Here is a 17002-nt window from a genome sequence, read left to right on the forward strand (position 1 = left end):
AGCGGTCGGGCATTGTCCGCGGCGTTATTGGGGTGTTACTCTCAATTCCTTCAGCCCTAGTCCTATCACGCGAACATCTTCGTTGATTCCCAAGCTTTTTGGCGATACAGGATGAGGTACGGAGATAAGCAGTAGGTCGGTTGAATTTTTTAATTCAACTTCCAGTTTGACGGTTTCAAATTCAGTTTGCGGAACGAATGTTCGTTGAACGTCTTGAATTTTCACAATGAATGGTTGACCAATATTGGGCCCAAAGGCCTTGGCAGTCAGTGTCAATGTAAATTTTTTTGGCAATGCTTCCCTGAATCGCAAAGCGATCGTTGCACCCTCTGACCAGACTCCCCAGGGTTCGTACTTTTGCAGTCCAGTGACTGCGCGCAATTGCATCAATGCAGAGCGACTGAAGTTGATTTGCCATGGCGAAATCTCACCAAAAATAACATTCCCATCTTTAATGGACAGTGAGAAACTGTCCAGCAGCGAACGCGCTGCGAGCGAAAGCGGCATTTGTGCTGTCGTATTCGTTGTTGCAAGCTGGTAAAACGCGACATTGCCTTGGGTGTTTGTGAGCGGTAACGAGTTCGGCACCAGTTTGTGTAACTCACCCTCGATTGCAACTCCCCCATCGGCATAACCGCGCCGGTCGATGTAGAGACCTGTAAAACCCAGATGACGAACGATCTCTAGCTGGACTGACAGTGGTTGTTGCGATAGTTCCTGAAAAAAATTATCTCCCTCGCGACCTGCCATGGTGCCAAAGCTCCATCGCATGTTTTTGGAGTGCAAGTAAGGCTTGCCCAAGTCGTACGAATTGAGTGTCCCTACGCCGGGGGATTCCGGGAATTGCATATAAGGCAATTCGTAGACCGCCGCAGTTGGACCTGCCACAGCCTCTATTTCCTTGACGTAGACGGCATCGCTTCGATAACTCTCCTGGATGTGACTGATGTGCTTCACATTTTGCGCTGGAGACTGGTCCCAGATGCCAAATGCAATCAGTAAAATCGTCAGGACGGTGCAATAAATTGGGGCGCGAGGCTGCACTTGGCTTAACACATATGCGAAACCAAAAATGCCCAAAAATGCAATGAAAATACTAATGCGATTCCATGCTCTGATCTGCGCTGAAACAAATTCGGCAAAAATGGCAGAAAAGCCACCTATCGTTGCAATCAGAACCAATGAAATTGTCAAAAATGCCAACAAAAGAATCGAAGATTCTTCGATCTGCGAACGCCTTGGAAGCACCGCAATGCCGAGCATTAAAAGAAATCCAATACTCGCAATTGCGCCAAGGGATGCAAAAGAGTTTTCGGCGACGAGGGGGAAATTGTTGTTGTATTGCTCGGCAATCTCTCGTAGTTTGGCCGAGCGATGCAACCGTTGTGGCAGCAACATTTGAATGAGCTTGAGCCCGTGTACTTCAGCCTCCGATGGGCTGCGCACTGCAATGACATCGTTCTTTCCATGCTCAGAGAAATATGCAATGTTTGGTGCAATGTTTGCTAAAACACCGAGCGCAATAATGAGTCCTGCAATAATGGCGTGTTTGAATGGTTGCAGGGAGTGATGCTTAATTGTGCCAAAAAAACCTGACAAACCTATGACGATGCAACCAAAAAATGCGTAATAAACTCCAAAAGATGAAAGTAGGAAAAGCGCAAACGCATGACCCCAGCGGGAAGAAGATTGTGATCTTTTCTTGAATACGGGGGTGAGGTTTTCACTGATCCGGATGCCGTACCAAAAGAAAATTGGTATGACAAAATACCAGGTGTAATACAAATGCCCGAGTCTTAAAAAATGAAATGGGGAAAAAGCGAAAAGTATTGCTGCTGCAATTGCAGGCACGCGCACGATGCCTTGGGATCGAAATACTGCAAACGCAGATATGGCAGCAGCGGGAAAGCCAAGCAAATAGTATGCGTTAAAGCTGATGGCAACGCTTTTTGTAATCTTTGCAAATAGCCATAATGCCGCAAGACTGAAACCGTCAGAGCCAGGAAAATCGTGAAATGACGACCCAAACGGGAATCCAGCGGCGGTATTGAGCAGGTAGCCATGCCCATCCCAGAGTCTTTTTATCAGTAGAAGATGTAATATTGAATCGCCTTCATACATCAGAGGCGCCTTCCAATCGATGGTGCTACCTCCCATCAATTTCCATGCACCCCAAAGAACAAGTACCGCCAGCGCGGCTATGGCGATTGCGTCGAGCCCTCCGAGTCTATTTTCGGTTCGCGTTGACTTCGATGAAGAGATTTCAAGCATCAGGCGCGGCGTCCAGATTAATCCGTTCGCGCTCCACAACCAGCGGTCGCTTCATGACTTGCGTTAGGATGGCGCCCACGTATTCGCCCAACAAACCAATAAAAAACAATTGGACCGATGTGAAAAAGAACAATCCAAATAAGATTGGCGCAGTGCCTGCCGCGAATTGATTCCAGAACACGAGTTTGAGCAGTAGGTAGACAAGGGAGATCGCCAGGCTCAGCCCTGACAAGAGGAACCCGGCGATGGTCGCAATACGCAGCGGCACGCGCGAATGCGACGTGATGCCCAGCATGGCCATGTCGTATAGGCTGTAGAAGTTATTCTTCGTGATGCCACGTTTGCGCAAAGGCTGGTTGTAGGGAAGCTTGATCGGTTCGAATCCAACCTCCGAAACCAGGCCGCGTAAATACGGATAAGGATCGTCAATTCTTCGCAGGACTTCGAGGACCCGGCGGTCATAAAGACCAAAGCCGGTGAAATTCTGGATCAGTTTGACATCCGCGATGCGCGTAATAAACCGGTAGTAGGCCCTGCGTACCGCAAACATCAGCCCTGATTCGTCTGCGCTGGGTTTGACGCCAACCACCAGCTTCGCACCCTCCTTCCAGTGCCGCACGAATTCGCGCATCAACTCTGGTGGATCCTGCAGGTCGGCGACCAACAAAATAGCCGCATCGCCTTCTGCCTGCAATAGACCGTGATACGGCGACCTAATATGGCCGAAATTGCGCGCATTCAAAATGACCTGTACGTTGGGATCTTCCAACGCCATGCGGCGAAGGATGTCAGGCGTCTTGTCGCTCGAAAAATTGTCGATGAACAGGTGCTTGTAGCTGACGTCTTCGATGGATTCGAAGATCGCGCGCGCTTGCCGGTAGACCTCTTCGATGTTGTCCTCTTCGTTGTAGCAGGGCGTGACGACGGTGATGTGTTTCATAATGCTGTGAAGACGAAGCGCCGCTGGAGAACGAAGGCGACAAGGGCCAAGGGAAGAATGACAAGCCCATTGGCGAGATAGACGTTGGCGCCGGTGCGCAACAGCACGGCGACCCCGCCAACGTTCAAGCCGTAGATCACGACATAGACAGCAACGAAGCGCAGGAGCCGCGACAGCGGAGCACCCCCGAAAACAAGCCGGCCGGTGCTCTGGAAATTGAAGGCGATGCCAAGGAGCGTCGCCAAGGCAATCGCTGCGGGATACGCCAGGCCCATCCAAGTGAACAGCGCGAACAGGCAGTAGCCCACTGCCGTGTTCAGCGCTCCTACCAGCAGAAAGCGCAGCAGTTGAAGGCGCAGCACGTCAGTCCGGTTTCCAGCGCGACGCGAAGGGCTGTAATCTGTCTCGCACGGTTGCGATATCCAGGCCGTGCTCGCGCATCGCGTGCGCATGGCTGCCAGCCGTGTGCGAGAAGCGCTCTCCGATGCCGATGCGCAACACGGGAACCGGCGCTTCCTCGGCCATAGCTTCCAGCAGCGCACCGCCGAGGCCACCTGCAACGGAGTGCTCTTCCAGTGTCACGATGGCCTTGGCCTCGGCCGCAATTCGGCGAACTTGCAAGGTGTCCAGGGGCTTGATCCACGGTGCACTCCAGACGGAAGCGTCGAGTTCTTGTGCCAGCGTGCACGCGGTGTTGACCATCGATCCTGTTGCTACGAGAGAGACAGGGTGTGTGCCGGTGCGCACTTTCACGAGCGCTCCGCGGTCGAGCTGAGGCAGAGTTTTATACACAGCGCCAACGTCGGCTTTGCCCATACGCATATAAACAGGGCTGGCCAATGCCAGTGCGCTCGACATGCAGGCTGTCAGCTCATGCGCGTCGCAGGGCGACATGATGTCGATCTGGGGCACGGCGCGAAGACAGGCGATGTCCTCGAAACTCTGATGGCTGGTTCCGAGCGTGCTGTAGACAAGGCCCGCACCGTCGCCGGTAAAGATGACGGGCAGATTTTCGTAGCAGACGTCGATCTTGATGTGTTCGAGCACACGCACAGGCACGAAGGCACTCAATCCGTAGACGATGGGGCGGAAGCCCGCCTTGGCCATGCCTGCGGCGACACCCACCATATTCTGCTCGGCGATGCCAGCATTGATGTATTGCGAAGGGCACTGCCGACGAAACTCGTCGAACAGGGCATAGCCGTGATCGCCCGTCAACAACACGACACGCTCGTCGTTTTTTGCAGCTGCGACCAGCGCACTGGAGAAAGCGGCTCTCATGCCTTGCTCCCTTCGAGTTCCTGCATCGCCTGTGCGCGCAGTTCGGGTGTCAGCCGCGAGTAGTGCCAGGCATTGACGTTCTCCATGAAAGACACGCCCTTTCCTTTGACGGTGCGTGCAATCAACGCCTTGGGCCGGCCGTTCTTCATCGCGTTGAGCTTCTCGATGGCGGATGAAATCGCGGCCATGTCGTGACCGTCGATGCTGAGGGTGTCGAAGTCGAACGCCGAAAACTTTGCTTCGAGGTCCCCGAGCTTCATGACTTCGTCAGTCGGCCCCATCGCCTGGAAACCGTTCTTGTCGACGATCACCATGAGGTTGTCGAGTTTGGTGTGGGCGGCGAAGAGCATGGCCTCCCAAATTCCGCCTTCGTTCATTTCACCGTCGCCCACGATCGCGTAGCAGCGCTGGCCCGTATTGCGGCGCGCGGCAGCGAGCGCTAGGCCGACGCCCACGGACAAGCCATGCCCCAGCGTCCCGGAGGTAACTTCGCAACCCGGGATATGCGCATCGGACAATCCCTTGAGTCGCGAACCGTCATGAAAGTATTCGTCGATATCCTGGCGATTCAGCCAACCCAGCTCGTAGAGGCAGGCGTACTGTGCCATGACGCCGTGCCCCTTGCTCAAGACCAGGTAGTCGCGCGAGGCGCTGTCCGGATCGCTTTCGTCGTAACGCAGGTGGGATGCGTAGAGGCACGACAGCAGTTCGGTGATCGAGAAGGCGCAGCCCAGATGCACCGCGTTGCCGGCGCACGCCATCTCGACCACGGTCTTGCGCAATGCGGAGGGTTCGAAGCTTGGTTTCATTCGTGTGATGTCAATGAGGTAGCGACCTTGCTGCGGCGCCACTGGAGCATGCGTTGCACTCCGTCTTCAAGGCCGACGCTGTTGCGCAGGCCCAATTCACTTTGAGCGCGCTGCGTATCGGGTATGTAGAACGCGCCTGCCAAGCCTTCAGCGGCACGACCTTCGACGCGGACCTCCGCGTTGCCGGCGAGGCGACCGACCGTGCGCGCGAGTTCAAGAATGGTGACAGGCTCGTCGCTGCCGACGTTGTAGCTGCTGCCCTTCGTTCCATGCACAAGACAGGTCAGCAACCAGCGCGCCATGTCGCCCGCGTACTGGTAGGTGCGCACGGCCTTTCCGGTACCCTGGATGACGAGAGGCTGCCCCTCGATGGCTCGTTCCATGAAGCCAGCCAACGCGACGCCGCTGGAGGGAAGCAGGTACGGACCGGAGAATGCGAAGCATCGCGCGATCACGGTTTCGAACGGCCAGCCGCCTTCGTTCACGACGGCTTCAGACCGTCGCTTGGCACGGGCGTAAACGTTGGAAGATCCAAGATCCTCCTCCCAGCCTTGGTCTTCTGGCAGCGGCGTGGGCCCATCGGGCGGTGGATACACGGCGCCGGAGCTGACGTGCAGCAACCTGCGCGCGCCAGCGGCCGCGGCGAAACGACAGACCCCCTGGGTGCCTGCAGCCGCCACCGTTTCGAGGCCCACAAGGCTGTCGTGAAGCGTCGTCACCGGCAGCGCGGCATGAATGACAGATGTGTAGGGCCGAGTGGGCTGAGGTAAATCAAGGATGTCGCCGCGCACCAGTTCAACGGCACTCGCCTGTGCCAGATGTGGACTGGCAACCGCAAATGCATCGGGCGAGCGGGTCAAGACAGAAATGCCCATCCCGAGGCCCAGCGAGCGGTCGGCGTGCAGCAAAGCCTCGAGCAGCCACTTGCCGACGAAACCAGTGCCGCCGGTGATGAACACGGACTGCCGCCTCAACGCCTCCCAAGTGTCGGGCGCGGTCAGGCGCAGGATCTCGTCGAGATCCTGACGCGCGACAGGCGGCAGTCCATCAGTCAAATCGCAGGCCCAGATAGGTTTCGATGCTTTCCACCACGTGGTCGAGCATCGATTCCGACAAGCCCGGATACACGCCGACCCAGAAGGTGTCGTTCATGATTCGGTCGGTGTTGGTGAGTTCGCCGACGACCCGGTAGTTGCGACCGATCATGTAAGGCTGACGCAGCAGATTGCCCGCGAAGAGCAGACGCGTGCCGACCTTTTGCTGGTCGAGGTAGGTCAGCAAGTCGACACGGCGGGTGTTTGCCGCTTCGCGCAGTGTGATCGGGAAGCCGAACCACGAGGGATCGGAACCGGGGGTGGCTTCCGGCAGGATCAGGAACTCCTCGCAGCTGCGCAGGCGGTCCTTCAGGTAGTTGAAGTTCTTCTTGCGGGCGTCCACAAAACCATCCAGACGGTCGAGCTGCGCGAGCGCGCATGCTGCCTGCATGTCGGTGATCTTGAGGTTGTAGCCCAGGTGCGAATAGGTGTACTTGTGGTCATAGCCTTCTGGCAGGTCGCCCAGCTTCCAGCAGAAGCGCTTGCCGCAGGTGTTGTCCTTGCCGGGAGGGCAATAGCAATCGCGGCCCCAGTCGCGGATCGATTCGGCGATCAGGCGAAGCTCGTCGCTGTTGGTGAACACTGCGCCGCCTTCGCCCATCGTGATGTGGTGGGCGGGGTAGAAACTCAGCGTACCGATGTCGCCGAAAGTGCCAACGAGTTGGCCCTCGTAGCGCGAGCCCAATGCGTCACAGCAGTCTTCGACGAGCCAGAGGTTGTGCTTCTTGCACACGGCCTTGACGACGGCGAGGTTGTATGGGTTGCCTAGCGTGTGGGCCAGCATGATGGCCTTGGTCCGCGGGCCGATGGCGGCCTCGAGAAGGTCGGCGTTGATGTTGTACGTCGGGATATCGACGTCGACAAACACAGGCACCGCACCGCATTGGAGGATTGGATTGACGGTGGTGGGAAAGCCTGCCGCCACGCCGATCACTTCATCACCCGGAAGAATGGCTCGGTCGCCAAGCTTGGGCGAGGTCAACGTCGAAAACGCGACCAAGTTGGCCGAGGAGCCGGAGTTCACCGTCAGCAAGTGTTTGACGCCTAGAAATCCTGCAAGCCGGCTTTCGAACATCGTGTTGAAGCGCCCCGTCGTGAGCCATGCATCCAGCGAGGCCTCGACCATGAGTTGCATTTCGGGCGCACCGACGACCTTGCCCGAAGGCGGTATCAACGATTCGCCGGGCACGAAGGCGGGCGTGCTCGACAGCGCACCGTATTCCGCAACCATCGCCAGGATTTTCTTGCGCAGTTCGTTCTGCTTGAATGAGATTTCAGTCATCTTGTGGGGTGCTTTCAAATTGTTTGATTTGCGAGAGTGTGATGCTCGACATGTCCTCGCCTTTGTGCCAAGCCAGCTGCCACTCGACGATCGCGTCAAGCGCCTGCTCGAGATTCCAGCGCGGGACCCAACCCAGTACTTGCCGCGCCCTCGAGCAATCCAGTTTGAGCCAGTTCGCTTCATGAGGATGGTCTGTCGCCGGGTCGGTGTGCCATGTTGCACTGCCGCCCCAGACATGGGTCAGCCGATCGGCGATCCACGATACAGGGCGAGCATCGGAGTCGGCCGGCCCGAAGTTCCAGGGCTGAGCCCACGCGGGACCTTCGACATATAGCTTCCGCGCAAGCATGAGATATCCCTGCAACGGTTCGAGAACGTGCTGCCAGGGGCGCACCGAATGCGGGTTGCGGATGAGCGCGCTCTGCCCTGCGCCAAAGGCTCGCAGTAGGTCGGGGACGAGCCGGTCTTCCGACCAGTCGCCGCCGCCGATCACGTTGCCAGCGCGAACGGTTGCCACCGCCACGCCGTGTTTGGCGTAAGCGGACTCATTGAAAAACGAATTCCGGTAGGCCGCGGCGACAAGTTCCGTGCAGCCTTTGCTATTGCTGTAGGGGTCGTAGCCGCCCATGGGGTCCGATTCGCGATAGCCCCAGGCCCACTCCTTGTTCTCGTAGGATTTGTCGCTCGTGACAACTACCACGGACCGCACGGTGTCGCATGTGCGAACAGCCTCCAGCAGGTGAACCGTGCCCATCACGTTGGTGGCGTAGGTCTCAACTGGCTCGACGTAGGAGCGCCTCACCAGTGGCTGGGCCGCCAGGTGAAACACGACTTCCGCGCGCGATTCCCGCAGCGCGACGCGCAGCGACTCAAGATCCCGAACGTCGCCGATCACCGATGTGGCGCTGCTTTGGGCCGCTGCGAGCGCATGAAGGCTGGGCGTCGTCGAAGGCTCCAGGGCATAGCCGGTTACGACGGCACCGAGCCGCTGCAGCCATAGCGATAGCCAGCTGCCCTTGAAGCCGGTGTGCCCGGTGACAAATACGCGCTTGCCAGCCCAGAAAGTCGAGTCCATTACCAGACCTTCCAGGGCGCCTTGCCACTTTGCCACAACTCTTCAAGATGAACCTTGTCTCTCAGCGTATCCATAGGTTGCCAGAAACCCTTGTGCTCGAATGCGCCGAGTTGCTGATTTTGAGCCAGTCGCTCCAACGGTTCACGTTCCCACACGGTGCTGTCTCCATCAAGAAGCTCGAGCACCTTGGGTGAAAGAACGAAGAAACCACCGTTGATGAGGCCCCCGTCACCCTTGGGTTTCTCCTTGAAAGCCATGACCTTGTGATCGCGCAGGTCGAGTGCGCCGAAGCGGCCTGGCGGCGAGGTCGCGGTCAACGTGGCCTGCAGCCCGTTGGTGCGATGAAACTTGATGAGTTTGGTGATGTCGATATCGCCGACTCCGTCGCCGTACGTGAAGCAAAATGCTTCTTCGTCCTGGATGTGTTCGGCGACTCGTTTCAGGCGCCCGCCGGTCATCGTTTCATCCCCGGTGTCGACCAAAGTGATACGCCACGGTTCTGCATAGCGCTGGTGCACTTCCATGCGGTTGTGCTCCATGTCAAAGGTCACGTCCGACATGTGAAGGAAGTAATTTGCAAAGTACTCCTTGATGACGTAACCCTTGTAGCCACAGCAGATGATGAAGTCGCGTATTCCGTGAGCGGAATAGATCTTCATGATGTGCCACAGGATCGGCTTACCCCCAATCTCAATCATGGGCTTTGGCTTCAGGTGGGTTTCCTCGGAAATCCGAGTGCCTAGCCCTCCGGCGAGGATGACCGTTTTCAACTTGCTTCTCCTGGCTCAACTGTAGTAATTCGAGAATGACATTCGCACTACGCGCTCGTATGGTGGAGAGTTGATGCGAAGTCGGACCTTGTCGTGCGGCCCGGATCGTGGGTCGGATCACTGTAGTCGACCGACCCCTGCAAGCGCCAATTGTGCCAAATCGTCGGAAGCGTTCTTTGCACGAAACAGCGATTCTGATCCGCGCATTTTGCCGCGGATGCCTAAGCGATCAAGAAGCTATCCAACATTCGTCTCAGCGTATCTTCAAGCGGCGGCGCCTTTAGGGAGAGACCGTGCCCGGCCAGCATTGTCGCAAGCTTGTCGGGGCTGCCGCAAAGGCGATGTACCTCGTTAGGGCGAACGTACTTTGGATTCACGTTGACCTGGATTTTGTGCCCGGATATTCGCGTGAACACGTCGATGATGTGCTGCAACATATAGGGCTGGCCCGAGCATACGTTGTATATCTCGCTTGCTTCCCCATGGTCTAGAAGCATCAGGTATGCGTCGCACACCATTCGCACATCGTTGAATTCGCGCTCGACGTCGAGGTTTCCCAAGGCAATGGATTCCGCGCGTTCCGCAAAGTGCTTTGCCAGTTTGGGAATCACGAAGTTCACGTCCTGCCCGGGGCCGGTGTAGTTGAACGGCCTCGTTGTGACGATGTTCAGTCGATCACTGTAAGTGCGCGCCATGTACTCCATGGCGAGCTTGCTTGTCGCGTAGTGGTTGACCGGCGCCGGCGGATGGGTTTCCGTCAAGGGTGACTCGGTGCTGTTGCCATACACGTTCGCACTGCTTGCCAACAACACGCGCCTTGGAGGCGCGGGCAGTTCGAGCAGGGCATCCAACAGGCTCGTTGTCCCGACGACATTCACGTCGTAGAACGCGCGTTCCTCCGCATGACCCACGAAGCTGATCGCGGCCAGATGAACGACCGCGTCATAGCTTCCAACACCAATTTCACTTCGCAACGCTTCGTCATCGGTGAGGTCTGCGCGAAGTGGCGCGATCTCATGCCCTGCTTCTGTTGCACGACTCGCGAACACGCGTCCCGTGAAGCCCTGCGCGCCTGTCAACAAGATCTTCAAAACGAGAAGCCCTGCTGGTTACGCCGCAGGTCGGCTTCCACCATCATCTGGCACAGCTGTTCCAGCGTCGTGGCAGGAGCCCAGCCGAGCTTGGCCTTGGCCTTGGCGGGGTCGCCGATCAGCAGTTCGACTTCGGCGGGGCGATAGAACTTGGGATTCACGCGCATCACGGTCTTGCCGGTGGCAGTGTCGACTGCGGTTTCGGATTCGCCCAAGCCCTTGAAGTCGACGGCAATGCCGGCGCCCTTGAACGCGAGCTTGACGAAGTCGCGGACGGTCTCGGTGCGGTTAGTCGCGAGCACGAAGGTGTCGGGCTCATCGGCCTGCAGCATGCGCCACATGCCTTCGACGTATTCCTTCGCAAAGCCCCAGTCGCGCTTGGCGTCGAGGTTGCCCAGCTCCAGCACGTCTAGCTTGCCGAGCTTGATCTTGGCGACGCTGTCGGTGATCTTGCGCGTGACGAACTCGCGACCGCGTAGCGGACTCTCGTGATTGAACAGGATGCCGCTGCTACCGAAGATGCCGTAGCTCTCGCGGTAGTTGATGGTCATCCAGTGTGCGTACAGCTTGGCCACGCCGTACGGGCTGCGCGGGTAGAAGGGGGTGTCTTCAATTTGTGGAATGGCCTGCACCTTGCCGAACATTTCGGACGTCGATGCTTGGTAGAAACGGATCTTCGGGTTGACCAGGCGGATGGCCTCGAGCAGATGCAGCGCGCCGATGCCCGTGATCTGTGCCGTGGCTGCGGGCTGGTTGAAGCTCACGCCGACGAAGCTCTGCGCCGCCAGGTTGTAGACCTCATCCGGCCTTGCGTCCTTGAGCAGCGTGATCGAACTGCCCAGATCGGTCAGGTCGTACTCCACGAGGTGAAGGTCGGGATTGTTCTGCAGTCCGAGTTCTTCGATGCGCCAGAAGTTGACGGAGCTCGTGCGGCGATAGGTCCCGTAGACCACGTAGCCCTTGGCCAACAACAATTCCGCCAAGTAGGCACCGTCCTGGCCAGTGATGCCTGTGACAACAGCGCGCTTCTTCATACTAATTTCTTTCCTGGTTTCGTGGTGGTGCACATGGATGTGCAGACTGAGTCGAGCGTCTCAACGACGGGCCATATTCTGAAGCATGCTCCTATGAGAACTGAACACCCCCGAGCGATCTTCGTTGCAGATGCTTCACTGCCGGGTCATCGGGGGTCGATCAAATAGCGCGGCTTTGAACTGCTCGGCACTTTGCTGCCAAGTGAGGTAGGGCATGTTGTCGGAGGAGGGGTGGCTTCCGGTTTTGGACAGTTGAATCCATTCGGTGACGACTTTTGCGATTGCAACTTCGTTGCCGGTAAAGTACATCGCATGGGTGCCGGCCACCTCCCTGAAGACGGGTAGGTCGCGCGAAATAATGGGCAATTTGTGTCGTGCAGCCTCGATAAGCGGCAGACCAAAGCCTTCCCCTTCGGAGGCTGCAATCAGGCAAGAAGCGGACGCATATACGCGCTCGAGGTACTCGTCGCTGATGCCTTCCAACCAGAACAGACGCGTGCCTTGCTCACGGTGGTTGTGCAGGCGCTTGACCAATTCGTCAACCATCCAGCCCTGCTTGCCGACGATCACAAGGCTGACATCCAATCCCTCGACGGACCACAGTTTCTCAAAGGCGTCCAGGACTTGTTCGTGCCCCTTTCGGGGCTCGACGGTGCCGACCATCAAAAAACTCGGTTTCGATGTGATCATGTCTAGCGTGGCGGACGCATTTGCGGGGAGGCCGACGCTTGGCTTTGAAGAGGCAAGATCAGCACCTAAGTGGAATGCTCGAATATCGAAACGGCCCCTATCGCGAGCAGTTGCATTATCCGCAAGCCAGGAGGCGAACTCATCGGCAACAGCTTGGGAAATGCAAAGTGCACCGTGATTTTCAGCTACTGCTTTGAGCCATCGCTCATGCCCGTCACTTAAATTTTTGGCGAATCTAGAACTCAGAATGACGGGTAACAAATCGTATACAACGAATTCGACGCGTACCCCGATGTGCCGCAAGCGCTGGAAGAATTCACCTTGCAAAGGCACGATTTCGGGCTGAAGGTCGAGGCCTACAAAAATATCACCTGCACGCGCATCGATGATTGCGTCTTGAAGACCCTCTGCGGGGCAGCCAAGAAAATTCAGTGTGAACTGCCTTGCGTATTTATAGCCCATTTCTCCAAGGACTGCGTAGACCGGCTCAATTCGATAACCATCGGGTGGGGCTGCGAATAGCGCCTGCAACATCGATTTCACAAGGCGCTGAATGCCACTTTGCGAGTCCCGGCGAACCAATTCGGACACGTCTACGAGTAATTGGCGTTTCGGAGCTGCCAGCGGTAGTGTTGCTGCGATGCTTTTCGCGATTTCCACAAATTCAGTTTGCGTCAGCTTGTTGTTTTGCCCGATGGATCGAATAAGGCCATCGCGCGCGCGCGATGCCTTGGATGCAAATGCCTCGACTGCGTCAAAGTAGCGCCGCGCACAGATTTCCGGAGCGTGCAGTTCGCAAACCGAGTCGTGTCCTTTTTTGCCTATTTTTTTGCGTTCTTCGGGTGCGGCCCTAAGTGTTTCAATGGCATCAATTAACTGTGCATCAGTGAATTCATCTGGCAACAGCCATAAAGAATTTTCCGGCAAAAAAGCCATAGATCCATTGGCGTTTGCAATTGTTGCCACTTGATAGTTCATCGCGTCCAGAACTGCGGCCGAGGTTTCTCCGCGGGAGTTGGTTCTTAACTGAACGGCTACATCGGTCGCGCGCAAATAGTCTTGAAATTCTCCTTTATCCACCCAGCCGGTGATATCAATATTCGATTGCGCGGTAGTCACATCATGCTGTATCTGCACTCCGTACTCACCCTTGTCGTTGTCGCCAACGAATACAAGCCTACAATGCGGGTCTTTGGCCAAGGATGATGCAAGCCAAGATTGAATGAGGCGATGATTGAGTTTCGTTGGGCCCAGCATGCCAAACGCACTCACCAGAATATCATCGTCTCTAAGTCCTAGCCGCGCGCGCGCCTCCGAACGTTGGATGGCGGTATTGGTAGTCGGTTTTCGCAAAAGCGGAATCAATGTCCAGTTTGCCGTTGCGGATTTTTCAATCCATTTATCTGCAAGTTGCAAAGAATATGGCGAATGGACGATGACTCCCTGGGCATGACGGATCACATCAAAATTGCTCGGGTATTTGAATACAACCTCCGCAATATTCAGGGTTTCAAAACGCTCTTTGACTGCTGAATAGCCGTGTGATTCGTACAGCGTCTCGGTCCATTTATTCTGTTGGTGGCTAAAACGCTCTCTGTTAATCTGAACGTTGCCCAAAAAGAAATCATGCAATACCACTACGCCAGGTATTTCTGCTGCGAGCGCGAACATGTGCTCGTGAAAGTCGGAATTGCCGAAGTGATATAAGACGCGATCAAATGCATTTGCATTCTGCCTGAACCATTCGATATCCCTTATGGCAAATGACTGTGCCAAGGGGGTGTCTTCGAGTCCCTCTAATTCCGTAATTAGATCTATTTCATAATATCGGGCAAGTTCCGGAAGAAGCTCCGCGCTGTAGTCCGCAATGCCACTTCGCTCTGGAGGAAGCGGCGAAATATAGGCGAGCCTCGGGCGTAGTTGGCGTCTTTTTATTTCAGCCGAGCCGCGGGACGACGAGGATGCATGTAGAGCTTCCAGTCCCGCAAGTACGCGCTTGGCGGACTTGTCCCACGAAAACTTTTTTGCTTGCTCAAGGCCGTGGGTGACCAAGGCCGCGCGAAAGGCCTGGTCGGTCAGTGCCTCCGCCATCTTCCTCTCGATCGACACTTCGTCACGCGGGTCGAAAAGGGCGTCATCGCGACCAATGACCTCTGGGAGGCTTGACGTATTGGCGCCGATCACAGCAGCACCGCATTGCATGGCTTCGAGCGCAGGCAGCCCGAATCCTTCGTGCCAAGACGGAAAGACGAACAGCGCACACAGATTGTAGAAATTCACGAGATCTGGTTCGGGCACAAACCCTGTAACGACCACCGCACCATCATCCAGCCCTTGCTCACGGGCGAGTTGCAATAGTCGACTGCGATCTTCTGGCCGTGCGGAGCACACAATGGCCAGTTGATGGTTGCGACGCAAATCCCCGCGAAGACGTGCGAAGGCTTTGATCAAACCTTCGATGTTCTTTCGGTGGTCAATGCCACCGGTGTACATCACGAACGGCTTGTGCAAGCCATAGCGCTGCCGTAGATCTTGTTCGCGATCTGGAGTGACTACAACTTGCTTGAAGTGATCGTAGGCTGCTGTCGAAACATTGACGCACCGGTCTGGATCCAACGCCAACTGCGTTATCCCTTCTTGGCGCGAAGACTCCGATATCGCAAACCACATGTCAGCGCGCTGAAGTGCCGTAATTTTCTTCATATACCAAGCACGCACCGAGGTGTTGTCAAGGTATGGGTGGGGGTGAATCAACGGAATGAGGTCATACAAGGTGACCGCAGTCGGCATCGCAGCGAAGCTGCCCACGCTCGTTACAGATGCGTCGCCTAAGCCTTCGAACAGACTGCCAACATGGACAACATCAGGTTGGAGGCTCGCCAAGAATGCCTCGTAGATTTTCTCTTGTGCTTGTCTACCGTTGGCGCTGGTGGATTGCGGAGCTGCATACCAAACTCGCATGTTCTTCGGATCGACTAGCCCGTCAAAGTTTGTCCTTATCTCGTCGATCGCTTCGGGGAAGCAGCCATTGAGCGCCAACACGATTTCGTGATCGTGCGAGCGGCGCGCTATTGCCTGCGCCAACGAGGATGTATATCTTCCAATACCTCGCGTTCTGCTGCCGATCGATTGGGCGCCTTGAAGGTCGAGCACTATCCGCATCAGATTTTTTCCAGTCCGCGCTGGCTTTGTTTGAGTTGACGAAGGATGGCGCATGCATCCGGCGATAAGGTGTCCGGTGCCTGTGTCATGTTGTCGGTCCAAGCGGCGGCCTGTACCGGTGCCAACATGGCTGCTAAGCGACGTTTCAAAGGCGGTACGCAATTGAGTATTCGGTGAGCACTCCGTTTCAGGAGTGGACGGCGATTGACTTGAGCGGCGGTGGCTCTGATGAGCGATTTGATACGGCGCTTGATACCGCTGCCCAGTCGCCCTTCTCGTGCCGCGTGGGTTAACCGGCGCGCAGGCTTGATCAGCGCGCGGAGTGGCGCGGTCAAGCGCCATGAATTGCTTTCCAAAACCGCATGAAGATGCGCTTGCGCGACGCCTAATTGCTGCTCGATCCGCAACAAAAGTGCGGTCGCTTCACTGAGCTTGAATTCGGTGAGGTCGGATCGTGCTTCGGCGTTCTGCGCCCAAATGCGCGCCTGCCGCGCGCGTGCGTCAGCTTGGCGTGCATGAGCGTGCATCTGGCGCATACGTATGTCGATCTGGCTGTCGTACGCGGTAAATTTTGCCACCCATCGCGCGTCGTAGTCGTGAGCAAGTGACTCGAGCGAGACGCCGTGCTCGCCTTCAAACGCAACGTCAAACCGCTGCATGACGTCTGAATCCGCGGCTTTTTGGCAGATCACGCTGTAGTCCGGGCTGACCGCCCCCAAGACGTCTGAGATGCCAAGCCTTCCGGGAGCAAGTTCCGGCTGCTGCAGGCGGACCACCTTGTTGCGAGTGAAGCCGGCGTGTTCCGTTGCGAAGCTCAGCAGTAAAGGAGGAACAGGTCGGATGTGCGTTGGATCGAGGTAGAAGTTGGTCGCTCCTACAATAAGATTTTCCGGGTTGGGTGTTTCCAGAATCAGCAGTCCACCAGGGCACAGCGCGTGTCGCGATGCATCGATAAGTTCGCGAACCTGATCGAAAGGAATGTGCTCTATCAAATGGAAGGCGGTAATGAGAACCAGGCTTCCAGGCGCCATGCTATGCAGCTTCTGTAGTGCATCGTCGCGCTCAACCTTCAGCCCCCTTTGTCGGCACGCTTCCAGCATACCCTCGCTTAAGTCAACGCCTTGACCGTCGAATCCCCATTGTTCTGTAAGCTCGAGCCATTCACCGCGGCCACAACCCAAGTCCAGCGCGCGAGAAGACTGCATCAGGTCGCGCAAGGGTTGGACAAAGGGCTTGTATACCTCTAATCGGGCTTTAATCAATTCGCGCGAGCCGCGATGGCGATCTTCAAACGCACGATAAAAGTCTGGTTGATTCATTGAGCAAGTTATTCATCTCCCGGGTCCGGCTTCAGCCGCTACCGAGAATCGTCCGAGTGACGCGTATCTGTCCTGCACATTTTATGAGCGTGTGCCAGCTTTTCGAACTGGCCGGCAACTTAAACTACAAATTCGTGTCAAGAGGCGGCTTCGGCCAGTAAAAGTTGTGTTGAAAATCGGAAGT

General features: G+C 56.4%; 13 protein-coding genes. All 13 read right to left on the reverse strand.

Annotated features, from left to right (window positions below):
- Nucleotides 1–24: 24 nt before the first annotated feature.
- The 13 genes from BLV60_RS34150 to BLV60_RS21320 all read right to left on the reverse strand — a co-directional run bounded on the left by BLV60_RS34150 (nt 25) and on the right by BLV60_RS21320 (nt 16818).
- The gene (locus BLV60_RS34150; RefSeq protein WP_143042622.1) at nt 25–2271 is read right to left on the reverse strand and encodes a DUF7024 domain-containing protein; all 2247 of its coding nucleotides are present in this window, start codon (nt 2269–2271) and stop codon (nt 25–27) included.
- Nucleotides 2264–3211, reverse strand: coding sequence for a glycosyltransferase family 2 protein (locus BLV60_RS21265; protein ID WP_093057260.1), 948 nt, complete (start codon nt 3209–3211; stop codon nt 2264–2266). Before BLV60_RS21265 ends, BLV60_RS34150 begins: the two co-directional genes overlap by 8 nt.
- Nucleotides 3208–3573: a GtrA family protein gene (locus tag BLV60_RS21270; RefSeq protein ID WP_256329401.1), complete on the reverse strand. Its 366-nt coding sequence runs from the start codon at nt 3571–3573 to the stop codon at nt 3208–3210. The genes BLV60_RS21265 and BLV60_RS21270 overlap by 4 nt, the downstream gene beginning before the upstream one ends.
- A gap of 1 nt (nt 3574) precedes the next feature.
- Nucleotides 3575–4492 (reverse strand): transketolase family protein, encoded by a 918-nt coding sequence (locus BLV60_RS21275; protein ID WP_093057262.1) that lies wholly within the window; start codon nt 4490–4492, stop codon nt 3575–3577.
- Nucleotides 4489–5301: a transketolase gene (locus BLV60_RS21280; RefSeq protein WP_093057263.1), complete on the reverse strand. Its 813-nt coding sequence runs from the start codon at nt 5299–5301 to the stop codon at nt 4489–4491. The genes BLV60_RS21275 and BLV60_RS21280 overlap by 4 nt, the downstream gene beginning before the upstream one ends.
- Nucleotides 5298–6356, reverse strand: coding sequence for an NAD-dependent epimerase/dehydratase family protein (locus BLV60_RS21285; protein ID WP_176928857.1), 1059 nt, complete (start codon nt 6354–6356; stop codon nt 5298–5300). Before BLV60_RS21285 ends, BLV60_RS21280 begins: the two co-directional genes overlap by 4 nt.
- The gene (gene rfbH / locus BLV60_RS21290) at nt 6349–7677 is read right to left on the reverse strand and encodes a lipopolysaccharide biosynthesis protein RfbH (RefSeq protein WP_093057265.1); all 1329 of its coding nucleotides are present in this window, start codon (nt 7675–7677) and stop codon (nt 6349–6351) included. Before rfbH ends, BLV60_RS21285 begins: the two co-directional genes overlap by 8 nt.
- Entirely contained in the window at nt 7670–8752 is a 1083-nt protein-coding gene (rfbG, locus tag BLV60_RS21295; RefSeq protein ID WP_093057266.1) for a CDP-glucose 4,6-dehydratase, read from the reverse strand. Before rfbG ends, rfbH begins: the two co-directional genes overlap by 8 nt.
- The gene (gene rfbF, locus BLV60_RS21300; protein ID WP_093057267.1) at nt 8752–9522 is read right to left on the reverse strand and encodes a glucose-1-phosphate cytidylyltransferase; all 771 of its coding nucleotides are present in this window, start codon (nt 9520–9522) and stop codon (nt 8752–8754) included. Before rfbF ends, rfbG begins: the two co-directional genes overlap by 1 nt.
- A 221-nt stretch (nt 9523–9743) precedes the next feature.
- A complete protein-coding gene (locus tag BLV60_RS21305) occupies nt 9744–10613 on the reverse strand; it encodes a GDP-mannose 4,6-dehydratase (protein WP_093057268.1) in 870 nt (289 codons plus the stop codon).
- A complete protein-coding gene (gmd, locus tag BLV60_RS21310; RefSeq protein WP_093057269.1) occupies nt 10610–11647 on the reverse strand; it encodes a GDP-mannose 4,6-dehydratase in 1038 nt (345 codons plus the stop codon). Before gmd ends, BLV60_RS21305 begins: the two co-directional genes overlap by 4 nt.
- A 135-nt stretch (nt 11648–11782) precedes the next feature.
- The gene (locus tag BLV60_RS21315) at nt 11783–15499 is read right to left on the reverse strand and encodes a glycosyltransferase (RefSeq protein ID WP_093057270.1); all 3717 of its coding nucleotides are present in this window, start codon (nt 15497–15499) and stop codon (nt 11783–11785) included.
- The gene (locus BLV60_RS21320; protein WP_093057271.1) at nt 15499–16818 is read right to left on the reverse strand and encodes a class I SAM-dependent methyltransferase; all 1320 of its coding nucleotides are present in this window, start codon (nt 16816–16818) and stop codon (nt 15499–15501) included. The genes BLV60_RS21315 and BLV60_RS21320 overlap by 1 nt, the downstream gene beginning before the upstream one ends.
- Nucleotides 16819–17002: the final 184 nt, after the last annotated feature.

It is taken from the genome of Variovorax sp. YR634 (genome assembly GCF_900106655.1).
Classification (GTDB): domain Bacteria; phylum Pseudomonadota; class Gammaproteobacteria; order Burkholderiales; family Burkholderiaceae_C; genus Variovorax.